Source organism: Nostoc sp., assembly GCF_036917655.1.
GTDB lineage: Bacteria > Cyanobacteriota > Cyanobacteriia > Cyanobacteriales > Nostocaceae > Nostoc.
The window spans coordinates 38,271-57,726 of record NZ_JBALCY010000082.1 but is presented as its reverse complement, the minus strand read 5'-3'; the positions used below and the strand labels follow the sequence as shown (position 1 = coordinate 57,726).

The window sequence follows — 19,456 nt, the reverse complement described above, 5'->3', positions numbered from 1 at the left end:
TGAGCCTTTGAACTCCGTTAACGAGTCTTTGAACTGCGTCGATGAACCTCAGAGCTTCGTGAATGAACCTCAGAGCTTCGTGAATGAACCTCAGAGCTTCGTGAATGAATCTCAGAGCTTCGTGAATGAGTCTTTGATACTCGTGAATGAGTGAATGTTATTGCGAGGTTAGCGATCGCACCCTGCTAATTTGACCATTAAAGGCGATCGCACCCTGCTAATTTGAACATCAAACCAGTTCTTATGTAGAACACACTAATCTAACCTCAATGCCCAATGCCCAATACAACTCTTGGAGAGGCTGCGCCAACGGCTTACCTTGGCTCCGCTCGGCACAAGTCGCTCAGTACAAGTGCCCTATGCCCTAGTTGGGCTAAACTATTCTGGTAAATATCGCTACAGAGTTGTTGAGGTTTACAGGTGACAAACGAAGAACTGTTGCAAATTATTGAAAAAGCTGCCAGGGAAAAGGAAACGGTGCTAAACCTCAATCACAATCAACTCAGCAGTCTGCCACCAGAAATCAGCCAACTCTCCAACTTGACTGAGCTATCCCTGTTTAACAATCAACTCAGCAGTCTACCGCCAGAAATCAGCCAACTCTCCAACTTGACTCACCTATACCTCGATAAAAATCAACTCAGCAGCCTGCCGCCAGAAATCAGCCAACTCTCCAGTCTGACAAGCCTATACCTCAATAACAATCAACTCAGCAGCCTGCCGCCAGAAATCAGCCAACTCTCCAGCCTGACAAGGCTATACCTCGATAACAATCCATTAACCTCGCCACCACCTGAAATTGTCGAGCAGGGAATACAAGCGATTTTCAGTTATCTGCGAGAAAGGTTAGAGGGTAGCCAACGGCAGTAGGTTTCTAAACTGCTAGTCGTCGGTGAAGGAGGTGTAGCTAAAAAACATCCTTATTAAGAGCATTGCGCGGTGAAGAGTTACGCGACAAGTAGCCCCAGATTATCGAACACTGTAAAATTAGCTTTGGCGTTGGAGAACTTCAGAAGGCGATCGCAGAATCAGCCACCAAGTTACCTGTGGCTATACGAACATCACATATCAGAGTATAAACGCTAACCATTTTAGATTTGAGATTTCGATTTTGAATTGTAGAGACACAATTCATCAACTATTCCTTAAACCAGTAGCAATGGTTTTAAGAGCATTTAAATAACTCCATAGACAGAGCAAGCATCTAAAACAATTACTTAGCATTGCAACCTATACTAGTAACAACGTATATTTGACTAGAATTAAGGTGTTATAGTGATTCTCGTTTGGATGCCATCTGTGGTAGAGGTTTACAGAAGTGCGCCTCTACCAAAGACATACCTTTTTAGCTATAAGTTAATATCTACCGTTTTACGGGTATTAGAAAAATGAGGTTTAAAGACTGGGCAACTAGGGTGCTACTAATCTCGCTGATGTTCATGGCTCTAATTGTAGTACTGCTAATTGGACGAGCGACAAAATTACACAATAATCCGACAATATCCCATACATCCAATCCACGAGTTACAGCCTGGAGTCAATATCCCCAAGTGCAATTCCAATCAGCGAAATACCCAGAGAAAAAATTTCAAAATGTTATCAAGTCCCCAGTCAAGACTAACAAGCCTGTAGCAAGGTATATAACCACTCAAGCTTTTGCACACTACAGACCTAGTTATCAAGTTGCTTCGGTTGACCCAAGTAACTATGGAGAACGTTACACCCAAGATGTTAACGGCGTTTCTCTCAACAACCAACCGATTATCGTCCTCCATGAAACTGGTTATTCTGCTTCCAGCGCCATTAATTTCTTTCAAGTAGCCCATAGCGATGAAAGTGTGCAAGCAAGTTACCACGCTTTAATCAAGTTAGACGGAACGGTGATTTATTTAGTACCGCCAGAAAAGCGAGCTTTTGGTGCAGCTAACTCAGTATTTGAGAGTCCAGAGGGAGTGGAAACTGTGCAGACTAATCCGAATTTGCCCGCTTCTGTGAATAATTTTGCTTATCACGTTTCTTTAGAAACACCGCCTGATAGTTATGACAGTAGCAGCCAACAAACCCATAGCGGCTATACGGAGGCTCAATATAATTCTCTTGCTTGGTTAATTGCTCAAAGTCAAGTCCCAGACTATCGCATCACTACCCACCATCTAGTAGACCGTTCCGGTAAAAAAGTTGACCCGATAAATTTTGATGGTCATAAATTCCTGAACTTACTTAATACTTATCGTCAAGTCAGACCAATCTATAGAGTGAGTAAATAATTTATTCTTGAATTTGCTTGCTGTTAGTTTTGTCAGGTGCGTTAGGGGGAATGTGTGTAACACATCTAATATTAAAAATGGTGCGTTAGCCTCTGGCGTAACACACCCGACAAAATTTATTGAAAAGAAAATTATCGAAGCTATTTGCTGAAGCTATAGATTTGCTGCTTTTCTAAGCGATCGCTTATTGATGAAGGCAGTCTACCATCTGGGAATGTCTGTCGATCTAGTTGCACTTGTAAATTACTTAAGGGATCGCAACCAGAGGAAATCAGAAATTCTAGTTTTTGGATGTATGGCAAAGTTGCGAGGTTATCCAGAATTTGGAAGATCGCGTGTATATAAGGATGACCACTTTGTTGATACCAATCAGAGCTAGCAACTTTTGCCTGATCGAAACCCAAGTGTACTGTTAAAGATGGCTCGTCAAATATAGCGATCGCTAAGGGACGCGCTTCTTCCTGTAACAATAAATCATTACTTATCGCTAAGTGTCGCAGTTTTTCTAAGCGTTCATAACGTTCCGTCACAGCTTCCGGGTCATCTTGCCAGTGAATTGCTACTGTTACCAGATAAGTCTGTAACAACATATGACCAAGCTTTTTCGCCTTTGTCGCCAGGTAATAGGAATTGTAGTCGGTTGCCTCAATCAATAACGGCAAGCGATCGACTACTTCCAACCCATAGCCCTTGACTCCGGCAATTTTACGGGGATTATTCGTAATCAGACGAATCTTTTTGATGCCCAAGTCCATGAGCATTTGTGCCCCCATCCCATAGTCTCGCAAGTCAGCAGGAAATCCCAAGCGCTCATTTGCCTCAACTGTATCCAGTCCCATATCCTGCAATGAGTAGGCTTTCAGCTTGTTAATCAAGCCAATACCCCGCCCTTCTTGCCGCAGGTATACAACTACACCTTGACCAGCAGCCTCAATCATTTTCAGTGCAGCTTCTAACTGCATCCGACAATCACAGCGCAAAGAACCCAAAGCATCACCAGTTAAGCATTCTGAGTGCATCCGCACCAGCACTGGCTCATCTTTGAAGTTAGCTGGATCACCCTTGACAATTGCAACGTGTTCTGTATTATCCAGAGTGTGGCGGTAGGCGTAAATTTCAAACTGACCAAATTGACTAGGTAGCTTGGTAATCACCTCACGATACACTAGGCGATCGTGCTGTAGGCGATAACTGATTAAATCCGCAATACTAATAATTTTTAAATTGTGACGTTTAGCGTATTCAACTAACTGCTGCAACCGCGCCATTGAACCATCGGAGTTTTGAATTTCACAAATTACACCCGCTGGGTACAGCCCTGCTAGTCGAGCTAAGTCCACAGCCGCTTCCGTATGTCCTGCGCGTTTGAGTACGCCTCCAACTTTAGCCCGAATCGGGAAAATATGACCAGGACGACGTAAATCGGTAGCTTTTGTGGCTGGGTTGAGAGTAACCTGGATAGTGCGGGCGCGGTCTTCCGCTGAGATGCCTGTGGTAACACCCAAATCTGGGCCAGCATCAATACTAACAGTGAAGGCAGTTTGGTTAGTATCTGTAATGTTGCTTACCATCAAGGGTAAGTCTAGCTCGTCTAGGCGATCGCCTGTCATTGCTAAACAAATCAGTCCTCTAGCTTCCACCGCCATGAAATTAATCGTGTCGGGTGTGGCAAATTGGGCAGCACAGATTAAGTCGCCTTCATTTTCTCTATTTTCATCATCTACCACTACAATCACGCGACCAGCTTTTAGGTCTGCTAAGGCGGCATCAATCGAATCAAATTTAAAAGCTTGTGTAGTATTAGGCTGTGACACAGAAAGATTTCCAGCTATCAACGTAAATTTTTTTAACAATTTCTTCTTTTAAATTGTAGCTCCTTTATAAGGCAGAGAAGTAGACTAGCAATGATTTGATAACGTGGCAAAAATTTCTGCCCATAAAATTGGGGGACACGGGGACAGGGAGCAAGGAGCAGAGGGGAAGGATTTTCCCTTCCCCCTTTCCTCTTCATCGTCAAGGGTCAAAAACTGTTTGTTGGACTTTTGACTTTGTGCGTTGCGCGTCTGGTCGCTGATATTGTTGATAGCTGAGAACGAATTAACCATTCATGGGATAAGGATTTCAGATCATGGGCAAATTTAGACGCGTACCCGTTGGGATTGTTGGCGCGTCGGGCTATGGCGGAGTACAGTTAGTACGACTACTGATGGATCATCCAGAAGTCGAACTGGTTTATTTAGGCGGTGAGAGCAGTATCGGGAAATCCTTCGGGGATCTCTACCCGCATCTGGCTCATGCAGCTAACCTGCCAATAGAGGCGGTAGAACCAGAAATAATTGCTCACCGCTGTGAAGTAGTTTTCCTGTCTTTACCAAATGGTCTGGCTTGCCAAATCGCGCCCAAACTATTAGAAAAAGAATGTAAGGTACTGGATTTGAGTGCAGACTATCGGTTCCGTGATTTGACAACTTATACAAATTGGTATGGCACAGAGAGAAGCGATCGCACAATTGCAGCTACAGCAGTTTATGGATTACCAGAACTTTATCGCGATCGCATTGCTGAAGCTCAACTCATTGGCTGTCCTGGTTCCTATCCCACTGCTAGTCTTCTTGCACTTTCGCCACTCTTAAAGCAAGGTTTAATCGTTCCAGAAACAGCAATTATCGATGCCAAGTCTGGCACATCTAGCAGTGGACGGCAAGCTCAAACCAACTTATTACTAGCTGAAGCAGACAACTCCATAGCAGCTTTCAATATCGGCCGTCACCGTCATACCCCAGAAATTGAGCAAATTTGCAGTGACTTAGCTGGTCACGAACTCATGATTCAATTTACACCCCACCTTATCCCAATGGTGCGCGGTATTTTGGCAACGGTATATGCCACACTGCGCGATCCTGGGTTAGTGCGAGATGACTTAATCACAATTTTCTCCGCCTTCTACCGCAACTCTCCTTGGGTGAAAATCTGCGGTAGCGGCGTTTACCCTCAAACCAAGTGGGCTAACGGCAGCAATCTTTGTTACATCGGTGTAGAAGTTGACCCGCGCACAGGTCGCGTGATTGTCATGTCAGCAATTGACAATCTAATTAAAGGACAGGCGGGCCAAGCGATTCAGTGTCTAAACTTGATGATGGGCTGGGATGAAACCTTGGGGTTGCCCAAGTTGGGGTTTTATCCTTAATTAGTGGGGAGTGGGGAATGGGGAATGGGGAATGGGGAGTGGGGATTGGGAAGAATTCTGTCCCTAGTCCCTAGTCCCTAATCCCTAGTCCCTAGTCCCCAGTCCCTACTTCGGCCCTAACCCCACAGCACCAGCATAAACGGCGCGATCGCCTAGTTCATCTTCAATTCGCAGCAAGCGATTATATTTTGCTACGCGTTCGCTGCGACACAGGGAACCTGTTTTGATTTGACCGGCACGGGTTGCTACAGCTAAATCAGCGATCGTTGTGTCTTCTGTTTCACCTGAACGATGGCTAATTACTGAACGAATGCTGTTGCGAGTTGCCAAATCAATCGTTTCCAAGGTTTCGGTGAGAGAACCAATTTGATTGAGTTTAATCAAAATGGCATTAGCGGCTTTTTCCTGGATGCCTCTTTGCAAGCGCGTGGCGTTAGTCACAAACAAGTCATCTCCTACCAACTGCACCCGCGAACCTAACTTTTGGGTAAGCAATTGCCAACTTTGCCAGTCTTCTTCGTGCAAGCCATCCTCAATTGACACAATTGGGTATTGGTCAACTAGTTGCGCGAGGTAATCAATAAACTCAGCCGGGGCGTGAGGTTTACCATCGTAAACATACTGCCCATTCTTATAAAACTCACTAGCTGCCACATCCAATGCCAAAGCTACTTCTTCCCCTGGCTTATAACCAGCTTTCTTAATGGCAGCAACTAGCAATTCCAAAGCCACCTGATTAGATTCTAGGTTAGGGGCAAAGCCACCTTCATCGCCTACACCAGTAAGCAACCCTTTCTCATCCAATACCTGACTGAGGGTAGCAAACACCTCTGCACCCCAGCGCAACGCTTCGCGGAATGAAGTTGCGCCAACTGGGACAATCATAAACTCTTGAAAGTCTACGTTGTTTGAGGCGTGTGCGCCACCGTTAATCACGTTCATCAATGGCACTGGCAACAAATTTGCTAAAGGCCCACCCAAATAGCGATATAGGGGAATTGCTAAAGACTCAGCACCAGCTTTAGCTGCTGCTAGGGAAACCGCCAAAATCGCATTAGCCCCCAAATTGGATTTGTTAGCAGAACCATCTATAGCGATCATCGTGCGGTCTAGCAGTTCTTGGTTAAGGGCATCCAAGCCTAACAATTGTGGCGCAAGTGCTTCTTTGACGTTTTGTACTGCCTTGAGTACACCTTTGCCCCCGTAACGGCTTTTATCGCCATCACGCAGTTCGTGAGCCTCAAAAGTGCCAGTAGAGGCACCACTCGGAACCTGCGCCAGTCCGACAACACCGTTGGCTAAATGCACTTCGGCTTCAATTGTTGGTCTACCTCGTGAATCAAGAATTTCACGGGCTGCGATCGCCTCAATGGCAGTATCTAAAATGTTAGTCATCTGTGTTTTGTCCTTTATTTGAGTGCGTTCTTAGCCTTTATCGCACACAGTCCAGTAGCTAACCCAATCGCTAGCATAGGCGTTTAAGTGACTTTGTAGGCTGAGATTAAAGAAGATTTCCAGAGTTGGAGTCAACTAACAGGAGAGTTGATCAGATTCTGGAACCCGCCTACACGGGATTTACTTATGTAGCAGGGAATTAAATAGACTTATTTCTGGTTTATCTCTTGATAGATGCAACATCTAAGTTATTCAACTTTTGAATTCCTGAACTCCTTTAAAATGTTGTTGGCAGAGAGTAACACTAAATCAATTACAGAGAACAAGTCAATATGCGATTACTACACACAATGCTGCGGGTGGGCAACCTTGAAGAGTCCTTAAAGTTCTACTGTGAACTTCTAGGAATGAAGTTACTGAGCCGAAAAGATTATCCAGGGGGAGAATTTACCCTAGCTTTTGTTGGCTATGGCGATGAAAGCAATGAAGCGGTGATAGAACTAACTTATAACTGGGGGGTAGAAAAGTACGAATTGGGTAATGCTTACGGTCACATTGCCCTTGGCGTTGATGATATTTACGCTACGTGTGAGGAAATCCGCAATCAGGGCGGTAAAGTCGTGCGCGAACCAGGGCCGATGAAACATGGTTCGACAGTAATTGCTTTTGTGGAAGATCCAGATGGGTATAAAATTGAACTGATTCAACTGGGAACTCAAGGGTTAGCAGTCAAACAGGAATCACAAGAGCAACTTGTGAGTCAGTAATTCTTATAATCAAGAATATAGGTGATGGAGTTGAGCTTCACTAGTGCTGAGTCACCGTTCGCCCTACAGCCCTTCTCCTAAAGGAGACGCTGTTCGCGTTCGGGCGTCTTACGCCACTTGCTCTACTTAGGGAAACCCCAGACGCGCAAGGGACGCGGACTCGCTCTAAGCGAATCTATGCCGTTGGCGTACCCCTTCCCTACGGGATGCTCCGCGAACGGGGAAGCAAGCTACGCCTTGGTGTCGCAGACAAGCCTCTCGTACCCCTACGGGGAAGCAAGCTACGCGTTAGCGTCTACCAAAGGAGAACAGAAGGCTTTACGCTCTGAACTTCTCCCAAAGGGAGAGGCTAGCGCCAAAGGAGAAGTTCAGAGCGACGGTTTTTGCCGCTCCTACTTTTCCCCGAGTGCAGAGTAAAACTCTATCGAAGGCAATAAAGCGATAGGAAAATCCACACCGATGTCTTGAAAAGTTGAGCTAGATACGGGGAAATTGATTCTTCCCGCACACTGGTGTCTCGCACTCCTGTTAACCAGACGCGCGAGACTTTTCACTTTTTGCCTCCTCTTTTTAGGCGGGTTAGGGGATCTCCTCTGCGTAAATCCTATTAGTATTACGCCCATACTGTCGTTGATCAGCAACACTAATAACGTCGCTCCAATAGTACCGTTTGGCAAAGTCGGCTCAGAACAGTATTTTCGTTTTAAATTAGAAAATAGGTAATGGATTAAACTATCACCAATTACCAATCCCAAATTGCCACCGGAGATACACGCGGATATACGCTGAGAATGTTTGGATAATTATCTGGGCATTAAGGAGTAAGGTTACAACCACTCCCAACTCCCTTTAATAATCCCCAATCCCTAAACTAAAAATCAAAATTCCAAAATTCTAAAGATGCAACCTACAGATCCGAATAAATTTACTGATAAAGCCTGGGAAGCAATTGTTAAATCTCAGGATATAGTCCGTGCTTATCAACAACAGCAACTAGATGTTGAACATTTAATTATTGCCCTGTTAGAAGAACCCACTAGTCTAGCAATACGTATCCTGGCTCGATCTGAGGTCGATCCAATCCGCTTGCAACAGCAACTAGAAGCCTTTACCCAACGTCAGCCGAAAGTTGGTAAAAGTGATCAGCTTTACCTTAGCCGTAATTTAGATGTTTTACTAGACCGAGCTGAGGAAGCTAGAGTCAGGATGAAAGACTCCTACATTTCTGTAGAACACATACTTTTGGCATTTACTGAAGACGATCGCATTGGACGAAAGATACTCAAAGGCTTTAATGCGGATGCAGCTAAACTAGAAACTACTATCAAAACCATTCGCGGTAGCCAAAAGGTGACAGATCAAAGCCCAGAATCCCGCTATGAAGCCTTACAAAAATTTGGCCGAGATTTGACAGAACAGGCAAAAGCTGGAAAACTCGACCCGGTGATTGGGCGGGATGACGAAATTCGGCGGGTAATTCAAGTATTGTCTCGTCGTAGCAAAAATAACCCCGTATTAATTGGTGAACCTGGGGTAGGTAAAACTGCGATCGCCGAAGCTTTGGCACAGCGAATGGTAAATGGTGACGTTCCCGAATCTCTGAAAAACCGCAAACTCATTTCTTTAGATATGGGTAGTTTGATTGCTGGGGCAAAATACCGGGGTGAATTTGAAGACCGTCTAAAATCTGTTCTCCGGGAAGTTACGGAATCTAACGGTGACATCGTACTATTTATTGACGAACTGCATACCGTAGTCGGCACAGGTTCCAACCAACAAGGGGCAATGGATGCGGGAAATCTGCTCAAACCGATGCTGGCGCGGGGAGAACTGCGTTGTATTGGCGCAACTACCCTGGACGAGTTCCGCAAGCATATTGAGAAAGATGCTGCCCTAGAACGCCGCTTTCAGCAAGTATTTGTGGATCAGCCAAGTGTGGAAAATACTATTTCCATTCTGCGGGGATTGAAAGAACGCTATGAAGTGCATCACAATGTCAAAATTTCTGATTCGGCTTTGGTAGCAGCAGCAACCCTGTCAGCGCGTTATATTAGCGATCGCTTTTTGCCAGATAAAGCGATTGATTTGGTGGATGAAGCCGCAGCACAGTTGAAAATGGAGATTACCTCCAAACCAGCAGAATTGGAAACCATTGATCGCCGCCTCATGCAGTTAGAAATGGAAAAGCTCTCATTAGCTAGCGAAGAAAAGGGTACTCCCCAAACGAGAGAACGTTTGCTACGAATTGAAGGAGAAATCACGAATTTAACGGGAAAACAGCAAATATTTAATGAGCAATGGCAAGGTGAAAAGCAGATATTGGAGGCAATAAGCGCCTTAAAGAAAGAAGAAGATGGGCTGCGAGTGCAAATTGAACAGGCGGAACGCGCTTATGACCTAAATAAGGCTGCCCAACTGAAGTATGGCAAATTGGAAGGAGTACAGCACGATCGCGAAGCCAAAGAAGCGAGCCTTTTAGAAATTCAAAACCAAGGTTCAACGTTGCTGCGAGAACAAGTTACTGAAGCCGATATTGCCGAAATCGTCGCCAAATGGACAGGAATCCCCGTTAATCGCCTGTTGGAATCGGAACGGCAAAAATTGCTGCAACTAGAAAGTCATTTACATGAACGAGTCATTGGGCAAGAGGAAGCTGTAGAAGCGGTAGCAGCCGCAATTCGCCGCGCCCGTGCGGGGATGAAAGATCCCTCTCGTCCCATTGGTTCATTTATGTTCATGGGCCCCACAGGAGTAGGTAAAACCGAACTCGCCCGGGCTTTAGCTCAGTTTCTCTTTGATTCTGATGATGCCTTGGTGCGCTTAGATATGTCTGAGTATATGGAAAAACACTCAGTTTCCCGTCTGGTGGGAGCGCCTCCAGGATATGTAGGATACGAAGAAGGCGGTCAACTTTCCGAGGCGATTCGCCGCCGTCCCTACTCAGTGGTGCTGCTGGATGAAGTGGAAAAGGCACACCCCGATGTGTTCAATATTTTATTGCAGGTGTTAGATGATGGGAGAATTACTGACTCTCAGGGAAGGACGGTAGATTTTCGTAACAGCGTTATTGTGATGACCAGTAACATTGGTAGCGAACATATCTTAGATGTATCTGGTGATGATTCCAAATATGAAACAATGCGGGTTAGGGTCATGGAAGCCTTGCGATCGCATTTCCGCCCGGAATTTCTCAACCGCGTCGATGATATTATTCTCTTCCATGCCCTCAGTCGCACGGAACTGCGGCATATCATCCGTATTCAACTCAAGCGGGTAGAAAATCTCCTGCGCGAGCAAAAAATCTTCTTTGAGATATCTCAATCAGCCTGCGATCACCTTGTCGAATCAGGCTATGACCCAGTTTATGGTGCCCGCCCACTCAAACGCGCAATTCAGCGAGAAGTAGAAAACCCCCTCGCCACCAAGTTATTGGAAAATACTTTTATCTCTGGAGACACGATTATCATTGACAAAAATGAAACCGGTCTGTCTTTTAGCAAAAAAACGTTGGTGAAAGTATCAGTACCACAGATTGCTACATAGCAGTTATTAATTGCGTGAAATACAGTAGGGGCGCACATCTGTGCGTCTTTACCATATATTGTATCAATTTGCTTCTTATGAATTACGAATTAGGATGAGAAACTGTTATTTTCAAAGTTTTTCCGGGAATCCTGTAGTTGTATACCCACCACATTTGTCAGTTCATTAGGTTAGGTAAGCATTATTTATGCAACTCATCACCTCGTTAGATATTAGAAATTCGGAATATTTATCAAAAAATCGGCTGATCAGTTACCACCACCAGTTGCGTCTAATTTTTTCGCTGGGTAATCAGGTAAAAAACGTTCTGGAAATTGGCATTTTTAATTCCCTGTTAACAGACATATTGAAGAACAATGGATACAACGTCACTACCGCTGATCTTGACCCCAATCTCAAGCCAGAAATGATTTTGGATCTGACAACAGATTTTTCATTACCGAAAGATAAATTTGATGCGATCGTTCTGTTTCAAGTGCTGGAACACTTACCTTATGAACAGTCAGAAGAAGCCCTGAAAAAACTTGGCATTGCAACAAAGAAGTTTTTGGTGATTTCGATTCCTTATTGCACTCAATACTTGGCATTTCAGATCAAAACCTCCTTCTCAGGCAGACCAAGGCATTTATTACTCAATGTGCCAAAATTTTGGAGTACAAAGCCAGTCTGTGACGAGCATTACTGGGAAATGGGTTTGAAAGGATATCCCAAAGAGCGGATTTTAAACTCTGTTGCCAAAGCTGGGTTAACTGTCAAGCAAGAATTTATCGATCCTACTTATCCCTACCACTATTTTTTGGTGTTGGAAAAAAATCCCAGTAATACTTAGACAGCAGTCTCAACTAGGTTAATAAACCTGCGGTGAAAATCGGGAGTAGGGAAATCCGAATCATAAAATGGGGGCAAACAATCCTCAAAAAACGAGCGTAGGCGCAGCCCCTCCTAGACATCGCCTAAGCTATGCTTTTAAAATCCTAATTGCTTGATGCCCTTCTGTGTTCTCCGGGTTTATCCTGGAAAACAGAGGGCTAGGCTGTATTAGCCACTATCATCATTTAAGATACTAACATCGAAGATTACCAATTATGCTAGAACAAGGCACTATCAGTATTCATACTGAGAACATTTTCCCGATCATTAAGAAGTCGCTCTACTCAGATCACCAAATCTTCTTGCGGGAACTGGTATCCAACGCTGTAGACGCCATCCAAAAGCTGAAAATGGTATCCCGCGCCGGAGACTACGCTGGAGATATCGGCGAACCGGAAATTGAAATTGCCATTGACAAAGATAACAAAACCTTATCCATTTCCGATAACGGTATCGGAATGACCGCAGAAGAAGTTAAGAAATATATCAATCAGGTTGCCTTCTCTAGTGCTGAAGAATTTATTCATAAGTATGAAGGCAAATCAGATCAACCGATTATTGGTCACTTCGGTCTTGGCTTCTACTCCTCATTTATGGTGGCGCAAAAAGTAGAGATTGATACCCTCTCATATCAAGAAGGGGCGCAGGCGATTCACTGGACTTGCGATGGTTCCCCAGCTTTCACTCTAGAAGAGTCGCCCCGAACAACTCGCGGCACCACTATTACCCTCAGCTTGCAAGGAGAAGAGGAAGAATTTCTAGAATCAGCACGAATTAAAAATCTTGTCAAGATATACTGCGACTTCTTGCCAGTCCCAATTAAACTCGATGGCGAAGTATTAAATAAGCAAAAAGCACCGTGGCGAGAGGCTCCGAGTAATCTGAGTCAAGAAGATTATTTAGAGTTTTACCGCTACCTGTATCCTTTTCAGGAAGAACCGCTGTTGTGGGTACATCTAAATACAGACTATCCCTTTATCATCAACGGGATTCTATATTTCCCGAAAATGAAGCCGGATGTAGATGTTACTAAGGGGCAGATCAAGCTATTTTGCAATCAAGTTTTTGTTAGCGACAACTGCGAAGAAATTATTCCGCAATTTCTGACTCCAATGCGGGGTGTGATTGATAGCACCGATATTCCCCTGAACGTATCGCGCAGTGCCTTGCAAGGCGATCGCACCGTGCGGAGAATCGGTGATTACATTGCCAAAAAAGTAGGCGATCGCCTCAAAGAACTTTTCCGCGATAACCGCGAACAATACATTAGCGCCTGGAAGGATCTTGGTACCTTTGTGAAATTCGGCGTTCTCAACGACGAGAAATTCAAAAAACAAATTGAAGATATTATTGTCTTCCGCACCACCGCCAAGCTGACAGAAAAACCTGCTGCTGAAACTCCAGTAGTTGAAGTCCAGTCTTCAGACGGGGATGCTTGGCAAGATGTGACTCCTCCCTCACCCAGTTCTGAGAACTCAGCACCCACCGCTCCTTATACCACGCTCAAAGAGTATCTAGAACGTAACAAAGAACGTAACGAAAACCGAGTTTTTTACAGCACCGATGGAGCAACCCAAGCTACCTATATAGAACTGCACAAAAATCAAGGCTTGGAAGTCCTGTTTATGGACTCCTTCATCGACACCCACTTTATCAACTTCCTAGAGCGGGAATATCAGGATGTTAAATTTACGCGGGTGGACTCCGACTTAGATAATACCCTGCTGGAACAAGACAAAGCTACGGAAATTGTTGATCCTAAGACGAACAAAACTCGGAGTGAGACGATCAAAGAGTTATTTGAGAAATCCCTCAACAAACCCAAACTCAACATCCGCACCGAAGCTTTGAAATCAGACGATCCTCAAGGGACACCACCTGCGATCGTACTTTTACCAGAGATTCTCCGGCGTATGCGGGAAATGAACGCCATGATGCAACAGCAGACAGTAGATTTTCCCGAAGATCACGTTTTGCTGGTAAATACTGCTCACCCGCTGATTCAAAATCTGGTAAATCTTAACCAAGGTAGTATCATTCAAGGTGATGGTCAATCGCCTACAGATCAGTTAGTGAACTTGATTTGCCAACACGTCTACGATTTAGCGCTGATGTCTCAGAAAGGATTTGACGCTGAGGGAATGAAATCCTTTGTCGAGCGATCGAATGAAGTACTCACCAAGCTGACGGAACAAGTTAGTAAGTAGTGGGGCATGGGGCATTGGGCATGGGGCATTGGGAGTGTAAAATTCTCTCTCCACTCCCCACTCCCCACTTCCCACTCCCCACTCCCCACTCCCCACTCCCCACTCCCCACTCCCCACTCCCCACTCCCCACTCCCCACTCCCCACTTCCCACTCCCCACTCCCCACTCCCCACTCCCCACTCCCCACTTCTCTTGCCTAAGACCTAAAATGGAAAGGCTGTATTAAAATAACAATCTGGAGATAGTTGCTATGTCCCGTCGCTGTGAACTAACTGGTAAGAAGGCAAATAACGCCTTTGCTGTTTCCCACTCCCACCGCCGTACAAAACGCCTTCAGCACGCCAATCTGCAAAGTAAGCGTGTTTGGTGGCAAGCCGGAAATCGCTGGGTAAAATTAAAACTGTCTACCAAAGCAATCAAAACCCTAGAAGTTAAAGGGTTAGACGCAATGGCAAAAGAAGCTGGCATTAACCTGAATCATTACTAAGTAATGTGGATTTCATAAGCTGAGACTATGTGCGGGAGACAGGATAAGCGGCCAAAGCCGCTGCTCATCCTGGTTCCCTACCAAAACAGGACTGAAATTAGGCGGATCAGCACCCAAAATTAATTCTTAATTACGAATTACTCCTGTTGTATCTGCTTTTGTACCCAAAGACGAAAAGCCTTGAGCGTTGCATTTCTGCCTGCTGTTGTACTTTGCTCCAGATATTGGGGAATCGTTTCAATTAGTGGGAATAGAGGAAAATTTAGGCTTTGCTGAGACTCTATATAATGCCCATCTCGTAGAACATTAATTTGTAAATTTCCTTTATCAAAACGCCAAAGCTCAGGTACTTTTAAAGCTTCATAAATATTAGGATGAGTGCGAGAAGTAATATCAATCTCTAGAGCTAAATCTGGAGGGGGGTCTACTGTTAAATCTAGTCGCTTCTTGCGGCGAATCTTAGATTCATTCTTTATATAAAAACACTGGTCAGGTTCTATACCTTGAGCCATTACTTGGTTTTTGAAAGTGGTAGAACCAAGGCATCTAAACTCAATATCTAATTCTTCCAGAAGCGCTTTGACTAAATCACCAATAATTTCTTTGTCATATTCATGTTCTGGCAGTGGTGCCATAATTTCCAGTATTCCCCTGTCATAAGCAATTCGTGCTGCCCGATGTTCCCCTAAATCTTCTAGAATTGTTTCCAATTCCTGCCAGGTTACATCTCGCAGTAGCACTCTTTGTCCTGGTGGAACATGGATGCGCTTTAATTCCCACAACATCATCTCCACTCCCAGTAGCTCAAACCTAAATTTAGCTTACTCCAGTAATCCGCTAGGACAGTTTTTGCTGCTTCATCACTAGAATTATCAGATGTTTAGACACGCAGCAGCTTGTCGTCGGACATCGCCTGCTTAAAAAACCCCTCATAGAAGTATATACAGGGGCGATCGCTCCTACATAGAAAAGCGGAGTTTAAAGAAAAAACCTCTGGAGTTCCCAGAGGTTTTGGTTCCTGATTTAGTTTCTACTTGTTACTACAACTTGCCCTCAGTCATTTCCCGATTGTGAAGGAAATGATTTGATTTGAGTAGTGACTCAAGTACTCATGGCTAAACGCCGATTACCAGGAAATCCAGAAAGAGATACCTCACCCTGGTTTTACTACGTAAAACCTGTTCCTCTCCTTATTAAGGAGAGGGATTAAAGATAGGACAGAGTGAGGTTTTAGAGGACTTTTGGGTAATCGGATAACTTGTGTGTACACCGTAGCCTTAAAAAGGAGGGTATCAAACCTAAATCGTTTCGATCGCAATTTGTGATTAATTCTTCGCCTGTGGTTGCGAACCAGGAATCGTTACATCTATTGGTGTCACCTGTGCTGCTAGCTGCGTCAATGGCGGTTGAATGGCGGTTTGATTCCCCACCACTAGAGTCACGATCTTTTCTGGCTTGAGGTATTCTCGTGCTACCCGTTGCACATCAGCAGCTGTGGTGGCGGCGACGGCTTTTTGATAGCGAAAGAGAAAATCAGCAGGATAGCCGTAATATTCGTATCGCATCAACCGTGATAAGGTTTGGCTGGGATCTTGAAAGTTGAATACAAAGGAGTTGAGTGTAGACTCTTTGGCAAAAGCTAGTTCTTTTGCTGTTACTCTTTGAGTTTGGGTACGCTTGATTTCTTCTTGTAAGGCTTTGACAAACTGGACGGTAGCATCCGATCGCGTTTGTCCACCAGCAATAAAAATCCCAGGATAATCGTAGCGGGGACTCCACTGGCCATAGACAGAGTAAGCTAAACCTTGACGCGATCGCACATCATTAAATAAGCGTCCACCAAATCCATTTAACACCCCATTCAATACATCCAGCGCTGCATAATCAGGATTGTCGAATCGTCCGCCTAAATGGCCGAGAAGCACACTACTTTGCGTTAGTTGTGGCTGGTTGACAAAAAACACTCCACCTGTATTAGCTGGCGAAACATCTGGTAATTTGGGTTTAGCAATACCTGGGTTGCGATTCCAGTCGCCAAACTTAGCTTGAACGAGCGATCGCATTTTCTTAGCGTCAAAATCCCCCACAATCCCCAAAATCATATTATTGGGGTGAAAATATTGCTGATAAAACTTGAGCAAATCCTCACGGGAAACCTGATCCACCGTTGCATACTCTATCGTGCGAGCATAGGGACTATCTTTCCCATAGATCAATTTCTTAAATTCTCGACTAGCAATCCCATCTGGATTGTCATTGCGACGGGCAATGCCACCTTTAGCTTGTGTCTTAGCCAAGTCTAGCTTTTCTTGAGCAAATACTGGCGATCGCAGCACCTCGGCAAACAGCCCAAACACCGTTTCTAAATCTTCACTGAGGGCGTCAAAGCTAGCACCACCAGAAGCTTCACCAATACTAGCTTCTACAGATGCCGCCCGTTGTTCCAACATCTCGTTGAGTTCATCAGCCGAATGCTTTTTAGTTCCCCCAGTTCGCATCACCGCGCCTGTAAAACCAGCTAAACCGACTTTTTCCAGTGGTTCCAAGCGATTTCCTGTCCGCACAAACGCCGTCCCATTCACCAACGGCAATTCGTGATCCTCCATTAAATAGACAACCAAGCCGTTTTGGAGAACAAACCGCTCATACTTGGGTAACTTAATCTCAGGTATCGGTGGCAACTGCAACTCAGTGTAATGCTTTGCTTGTGCCGTCGCCGCCAGAGAAAAGTTACAAGTTAAAAGTAAACACGCAAAAACAGCAACTAAAGCATAAATCAGCCCCTTGCCATTTTTGATTTTAGATTTTAGATTTGGGATTTTGAATTGTTTACCCTTCACCTTATACCTCTGCATATCTCTCTTCCTTTGCGATTCGTTTTTCATCCTTCTTTCGACAACAGCTTGCCAATCGTGCGATTTGTCGGCGTAAACGTCTCCTTAGCCACCCGCTGAATATCAGCCGTCGTCACCGCCGAAATGTCATCCAACTGCTTAAACAGATTCCGCCAAGAGCCAGTTTTCACTTCATATTCCAACAATTGTTGAGCCATGCCCATATTTGAATCGAGGGTGCGTAACAAACCCGCCCGTGCTTGGGTTTTCACTCGTTGCAAATCAACCGCCTCTACAGGCTCAGTTTTTAATTTGTCAATTTCTTGGCGCAAAGCCACCGCCAACTCATCAACTGTATGACCAGGAGATGTGAGAGCATAGAAAAATATCAGGTTTGGGTATTTATCTCCAGGAAATCCACTGTAACCTTGAGCATTTAGCGCCAAACGCTGCTTTTCTACCAAAGATTTATACAGCCGCGACGTGCGCCCATCACTTAATAAACTGCCGATGATTTCATAGACTGCATTATCTGGATGGGTAATTGCCGGACGATGATAACCTTCTAAATACCAGGGTTGAGAAGCTAGCTGTAAAGTCACTTCCCGTGTTTTTTGTTGTGGCGGCTCCACCGGGATTTGTTCAATAGCTTTGGTTTTTGCTTGATAGCGGCCAAAATAAGTTTGCGCTAGTTTTTTCACCTCAGTCGGGTTGACATCTCCGACAATGGCGATCGCTAAATTACTTGGTACGTAGTGAGTATCAAAAAACTTTTGGACATCATCTGGTGTCAGATTGCGGATATCTTCGTCATAACCAATCACCGGACGTTTGTAAGGATGGACTTTGTAAGCAGTATCGACAAATTTCTCCAGCATCAGTCCAATCGGTGAATTCTCCACCCGCATCCGTCGTTCTTCTAAAATTACATCTTTCTCTTTATAAAACTCACGACTAATTACCGGATCGAGAAATCTCTCCGACTCCAACGACATCCAAAGTTCCAGCTTATTGGCAGGAAAACTGTAAAAATAACGGGTGGCTTCGGTTGAAGTATTGGCATTTAAACCGACGCCTCCCGCTTGTTCGACAATTTGCCCCAATTCATTTTGCTTGACTAGTTTACCTGCTTGTGATTCCACTTGCTTAAACTCAGCTTGTAACCGCGCAACCTCATCTTTTTTGCCATCGGTTTTCGCGGTTTTAATTTGAGTATCTAACTGCTGTAAGCGCTCTAATAGAGGTTTTTCTGCCTTGTAGTCTTGTGTACCAATGCGCGTTGTACCTTTAAACGCCAAATGCTCAAGAAAGTGAGCTACACCAGTTTTACCATCTACCTCATCGACACCACCGACATTTGCGTAAGTAAGAAAGGAAACTACAGGCGCTTGATGTCGTTCTAAGACAATGAATTTTAGACCATTGTCGAGGCGAAACTCCGTTAACTGTTTGATCACTCGATCTAGATAAGGCTGAATCGAACTTTCAACTGATGGAGTTTGAGTTTTCGTAGGTTGTAGTCCTCTTTGCGGAGGAGGTGCCGTCTGAGTTTGAGCCAGAGCAATTTCTGGCAGCAATCCCCACCAGAGGATGAGCAAAGCCAACAAAGTGACAAACAACCGCCGCAATATGACAGATACAGGAGTTACACATAAGAGATCCCCCAACCCCCTTAAAAAGTGAGCTTTTGAGATCCCCCCCTTTTTAAGTCTCGTTAGGGGGGAATGCACGAAGCGCACGCTACGCGAACGAAGTTTCAGATTTTGAGTGCGTAAGTCCTGAGATACTTTATCTGACCAATCCAAAATCCAAAATCTAAAATCCAAAATTGACCGACTGATCTGGTTCATAAGCGAAAATTAAGATAAAGTTACACTACCTAAGAAAGAGGATACTTAG

14 protein-coding genes are annotated in these 19,456 nt (G+C 44.6%); 8 read left to right on the top strand and 6 right to left on the bottom strand.

Annotated features, from left to right (window positions below):
* The first annotated feature begins 420 nt into the window (after positions 1–420).
* Positions 421–870, top strand: a complete 450-nt coding sequence (locus V7K30_RS31330; RefSeq protein ID WP_335006091.1) for a leucine-rich repeat domain-containing protein — start codon at positions 421–423, stop codon at positions 868–870.
* Positions 871–1,009: 139 nt separating this feature from the next.
* Here V7K30_RS31330 and V7K30_RS31325 read toward each other — a convergent pair whose 3' ends face one another.
* Complete coding sequence (locus tag V7K30_RS31325) at positions 1,010–1,135, bottom strand: hypothetical protein (protein ID WP_335006089.1); 126 nt, start codon at positions 1,133–1,135, stop codon at positions 1,010–1,012.
* 253 nt (positions 1,136–1,388) lie between these two features.
* Between V7K30_RS31325 and V7K30_RS31320 the strand changes: the two genes are divergently transcribed.
* On the top strand, positions 1,389–2,267 hold the full coding sequence (locus V7K30_RS31320) for a peptidoglycan recognition protein family protein (RefSeq protein ID WP_335006087.1): 879 nt from the start codon (positions 1,389–1,391) through the stop codon (positions 2,265–2,267).
* A gap of 140 nt (positions 2,268–2,407) precedes the next feature.
* Here the strand turns inward: V7K30_RS31320 and ribBA are convergent, their stop codons facing one another.
* A complete protein-coding gene (ribBA, locus tag V7K30_RS31315; RefSeq protein ID WP_335006085.1) occupies positions 2,408–4,081 on the bottom strand; it encodes a bifunctional 3,4-dihydroxy-2-butanone-4-phosphate synthase/GTP cyclohydrolase II in 1,674 nt (557 codons plus the stop codon).
* A gap of 314 nt (positions 4,082–4,395) precedes the next feature.
* On the opposite strand from ribBA, the gene argC reads away from it, so the two are divergent.
* Complete coding sequence (gene argC / locus V7K30_RS31310; RefSeq protein ID WP_335006084.1) at positions 4,396–5,454, top strand: N-acetyl-gamma-glutamyl-phosphate reductase; 1,059 nt, start codon at positions 4,396–4,398, stop codon at positions 5,452–5,454.
* 105 nt (positions 5,455–5,559) lie between these two features.
* Here the strand turns inward: argC and eno are convergent, their stop codons facing one another.
* Positions 5,560–6,849 (bottom strand): phosphopyruvate hydratase, encoded by a 1,290-nt coding sequence (gene eno / locus V7K30_RS31305; protein WP_335006082.1) that lies wholly within the window; start codon positions 6,847–6,849, stop codon positions 5,560–5,562.
* A gap of 332 nt (positions 6,850–7,181) precedes the next feature.
* Here eno and gloA point away from each other — a divergent pair, with 332 nt between their 5' ends.
* The 5 genes from gloA to rpmB all read left to right on the top strand — a co-directional run bounded on the left by gloA (position 7,182) and on the right by rpmB (position 14,723).
* A complete protein-coding gene (gene gloA, locus V7K30_RS31300) occupies positions 7,182–7,616 on the top strand; it encodes a lactoylglutathione lyase (protein WP_335006080.1) in 435 nt (144 codons plus the stop codon).
* Positions 7,617–8,516: 900 nt separating this feature from the next.
* Positions 8,517–11,159, top strand: coding sequence for an ATP-dependent chaperone ClpB (gene clpB / locus V7K30_RS31295; protein WP_335006078.1), 2,643 nt, complete (start codon positions 8,517–8,519; stop codon positions 11,157–11,159).
* A 187-nt stretch (positions 11,160–11,346) separates the two neighbouring features.
* Positions 11,347–11,988, top strand: coding sequence for a class I SAM-dependent methyltransferase (locus V7K30_RS31290; RefSeq protein WP_335006076.1), 642 nt, complete (start codon positions 11,347–11,349; stop codon positions 11,986–11,988).
* Positions 11,989–12,244: 256 nt separating this feature from the next.
* Complete coding sequence (htpG, locus tag V7K30_RS31285; protein WP_335006075.1) at positions 12,245–14,236, top strand: molecular chaperone HtpG; 1,992 nt, start codon at positions 12,245–12,247, stop codon at positions 14,234–14,236.
* A gap of 250 nt (positions 14,237–14,486) precedes the next feature.
* Positions 14,487–14,723, top strand: a complete 237-nt coding sequence (gene rpmB / locus V7K30_RS31280; protein ID WP_335006073.1) for a 50S ribosomal protein L28 — start codon at positions 14,487–14,489, stop codon at positions 14,721–14,723.
* 137 nt (positions 14,724–14,860) lie between these two features.
* Here rpmB and V7K30_RS31275 read toward each other — a convergent pair whose 3' ends face one another.
* The 3 genes from V7K30_RS31275 to V7K30_RS31265 all read right to left on the bottom strand — a co-directional run bounded on the left by V7K30_RS31275 (position 14,861) and on the right by V7K30_RS31265 (position 19,224).
* Positions 14,861–15,508: a Uma2 family endonuclease gene (locus V7K30_RS31275; RefSeq protein WP_335006125.1), complete on the bottom strand. Its 648-nt coding sequence runs from the start codon at positions 15,506–15,508 to the stop codon at positions 14,861–14,863.
* 540 nt (positions 15,509–16,048) lie between these two features.
* Entirely contained in the window at positions 16,049–17,578 is a 1,530-nt protein-coding gene (locus V7K30_RS31270) for a M16 family metallopeptidase (protein ID WP_335006072.1), read from the bottom strand.
* Between the two features lie 26 nt (positions 17,579–17,604).
* Positions 17,605–19,224 (bottom strand): M16 family metallopeptidase, encoded by a 1,620-nt coding sequence (locus V7K30_RS31265; protein ID WP_335006070.1) that lies wholly within the window; start codon positions 19,222–19,224, stop codon positions 17,605–17,607.
* Positions 19,225–19,456 lie beyond the last annotated feature (232 nt).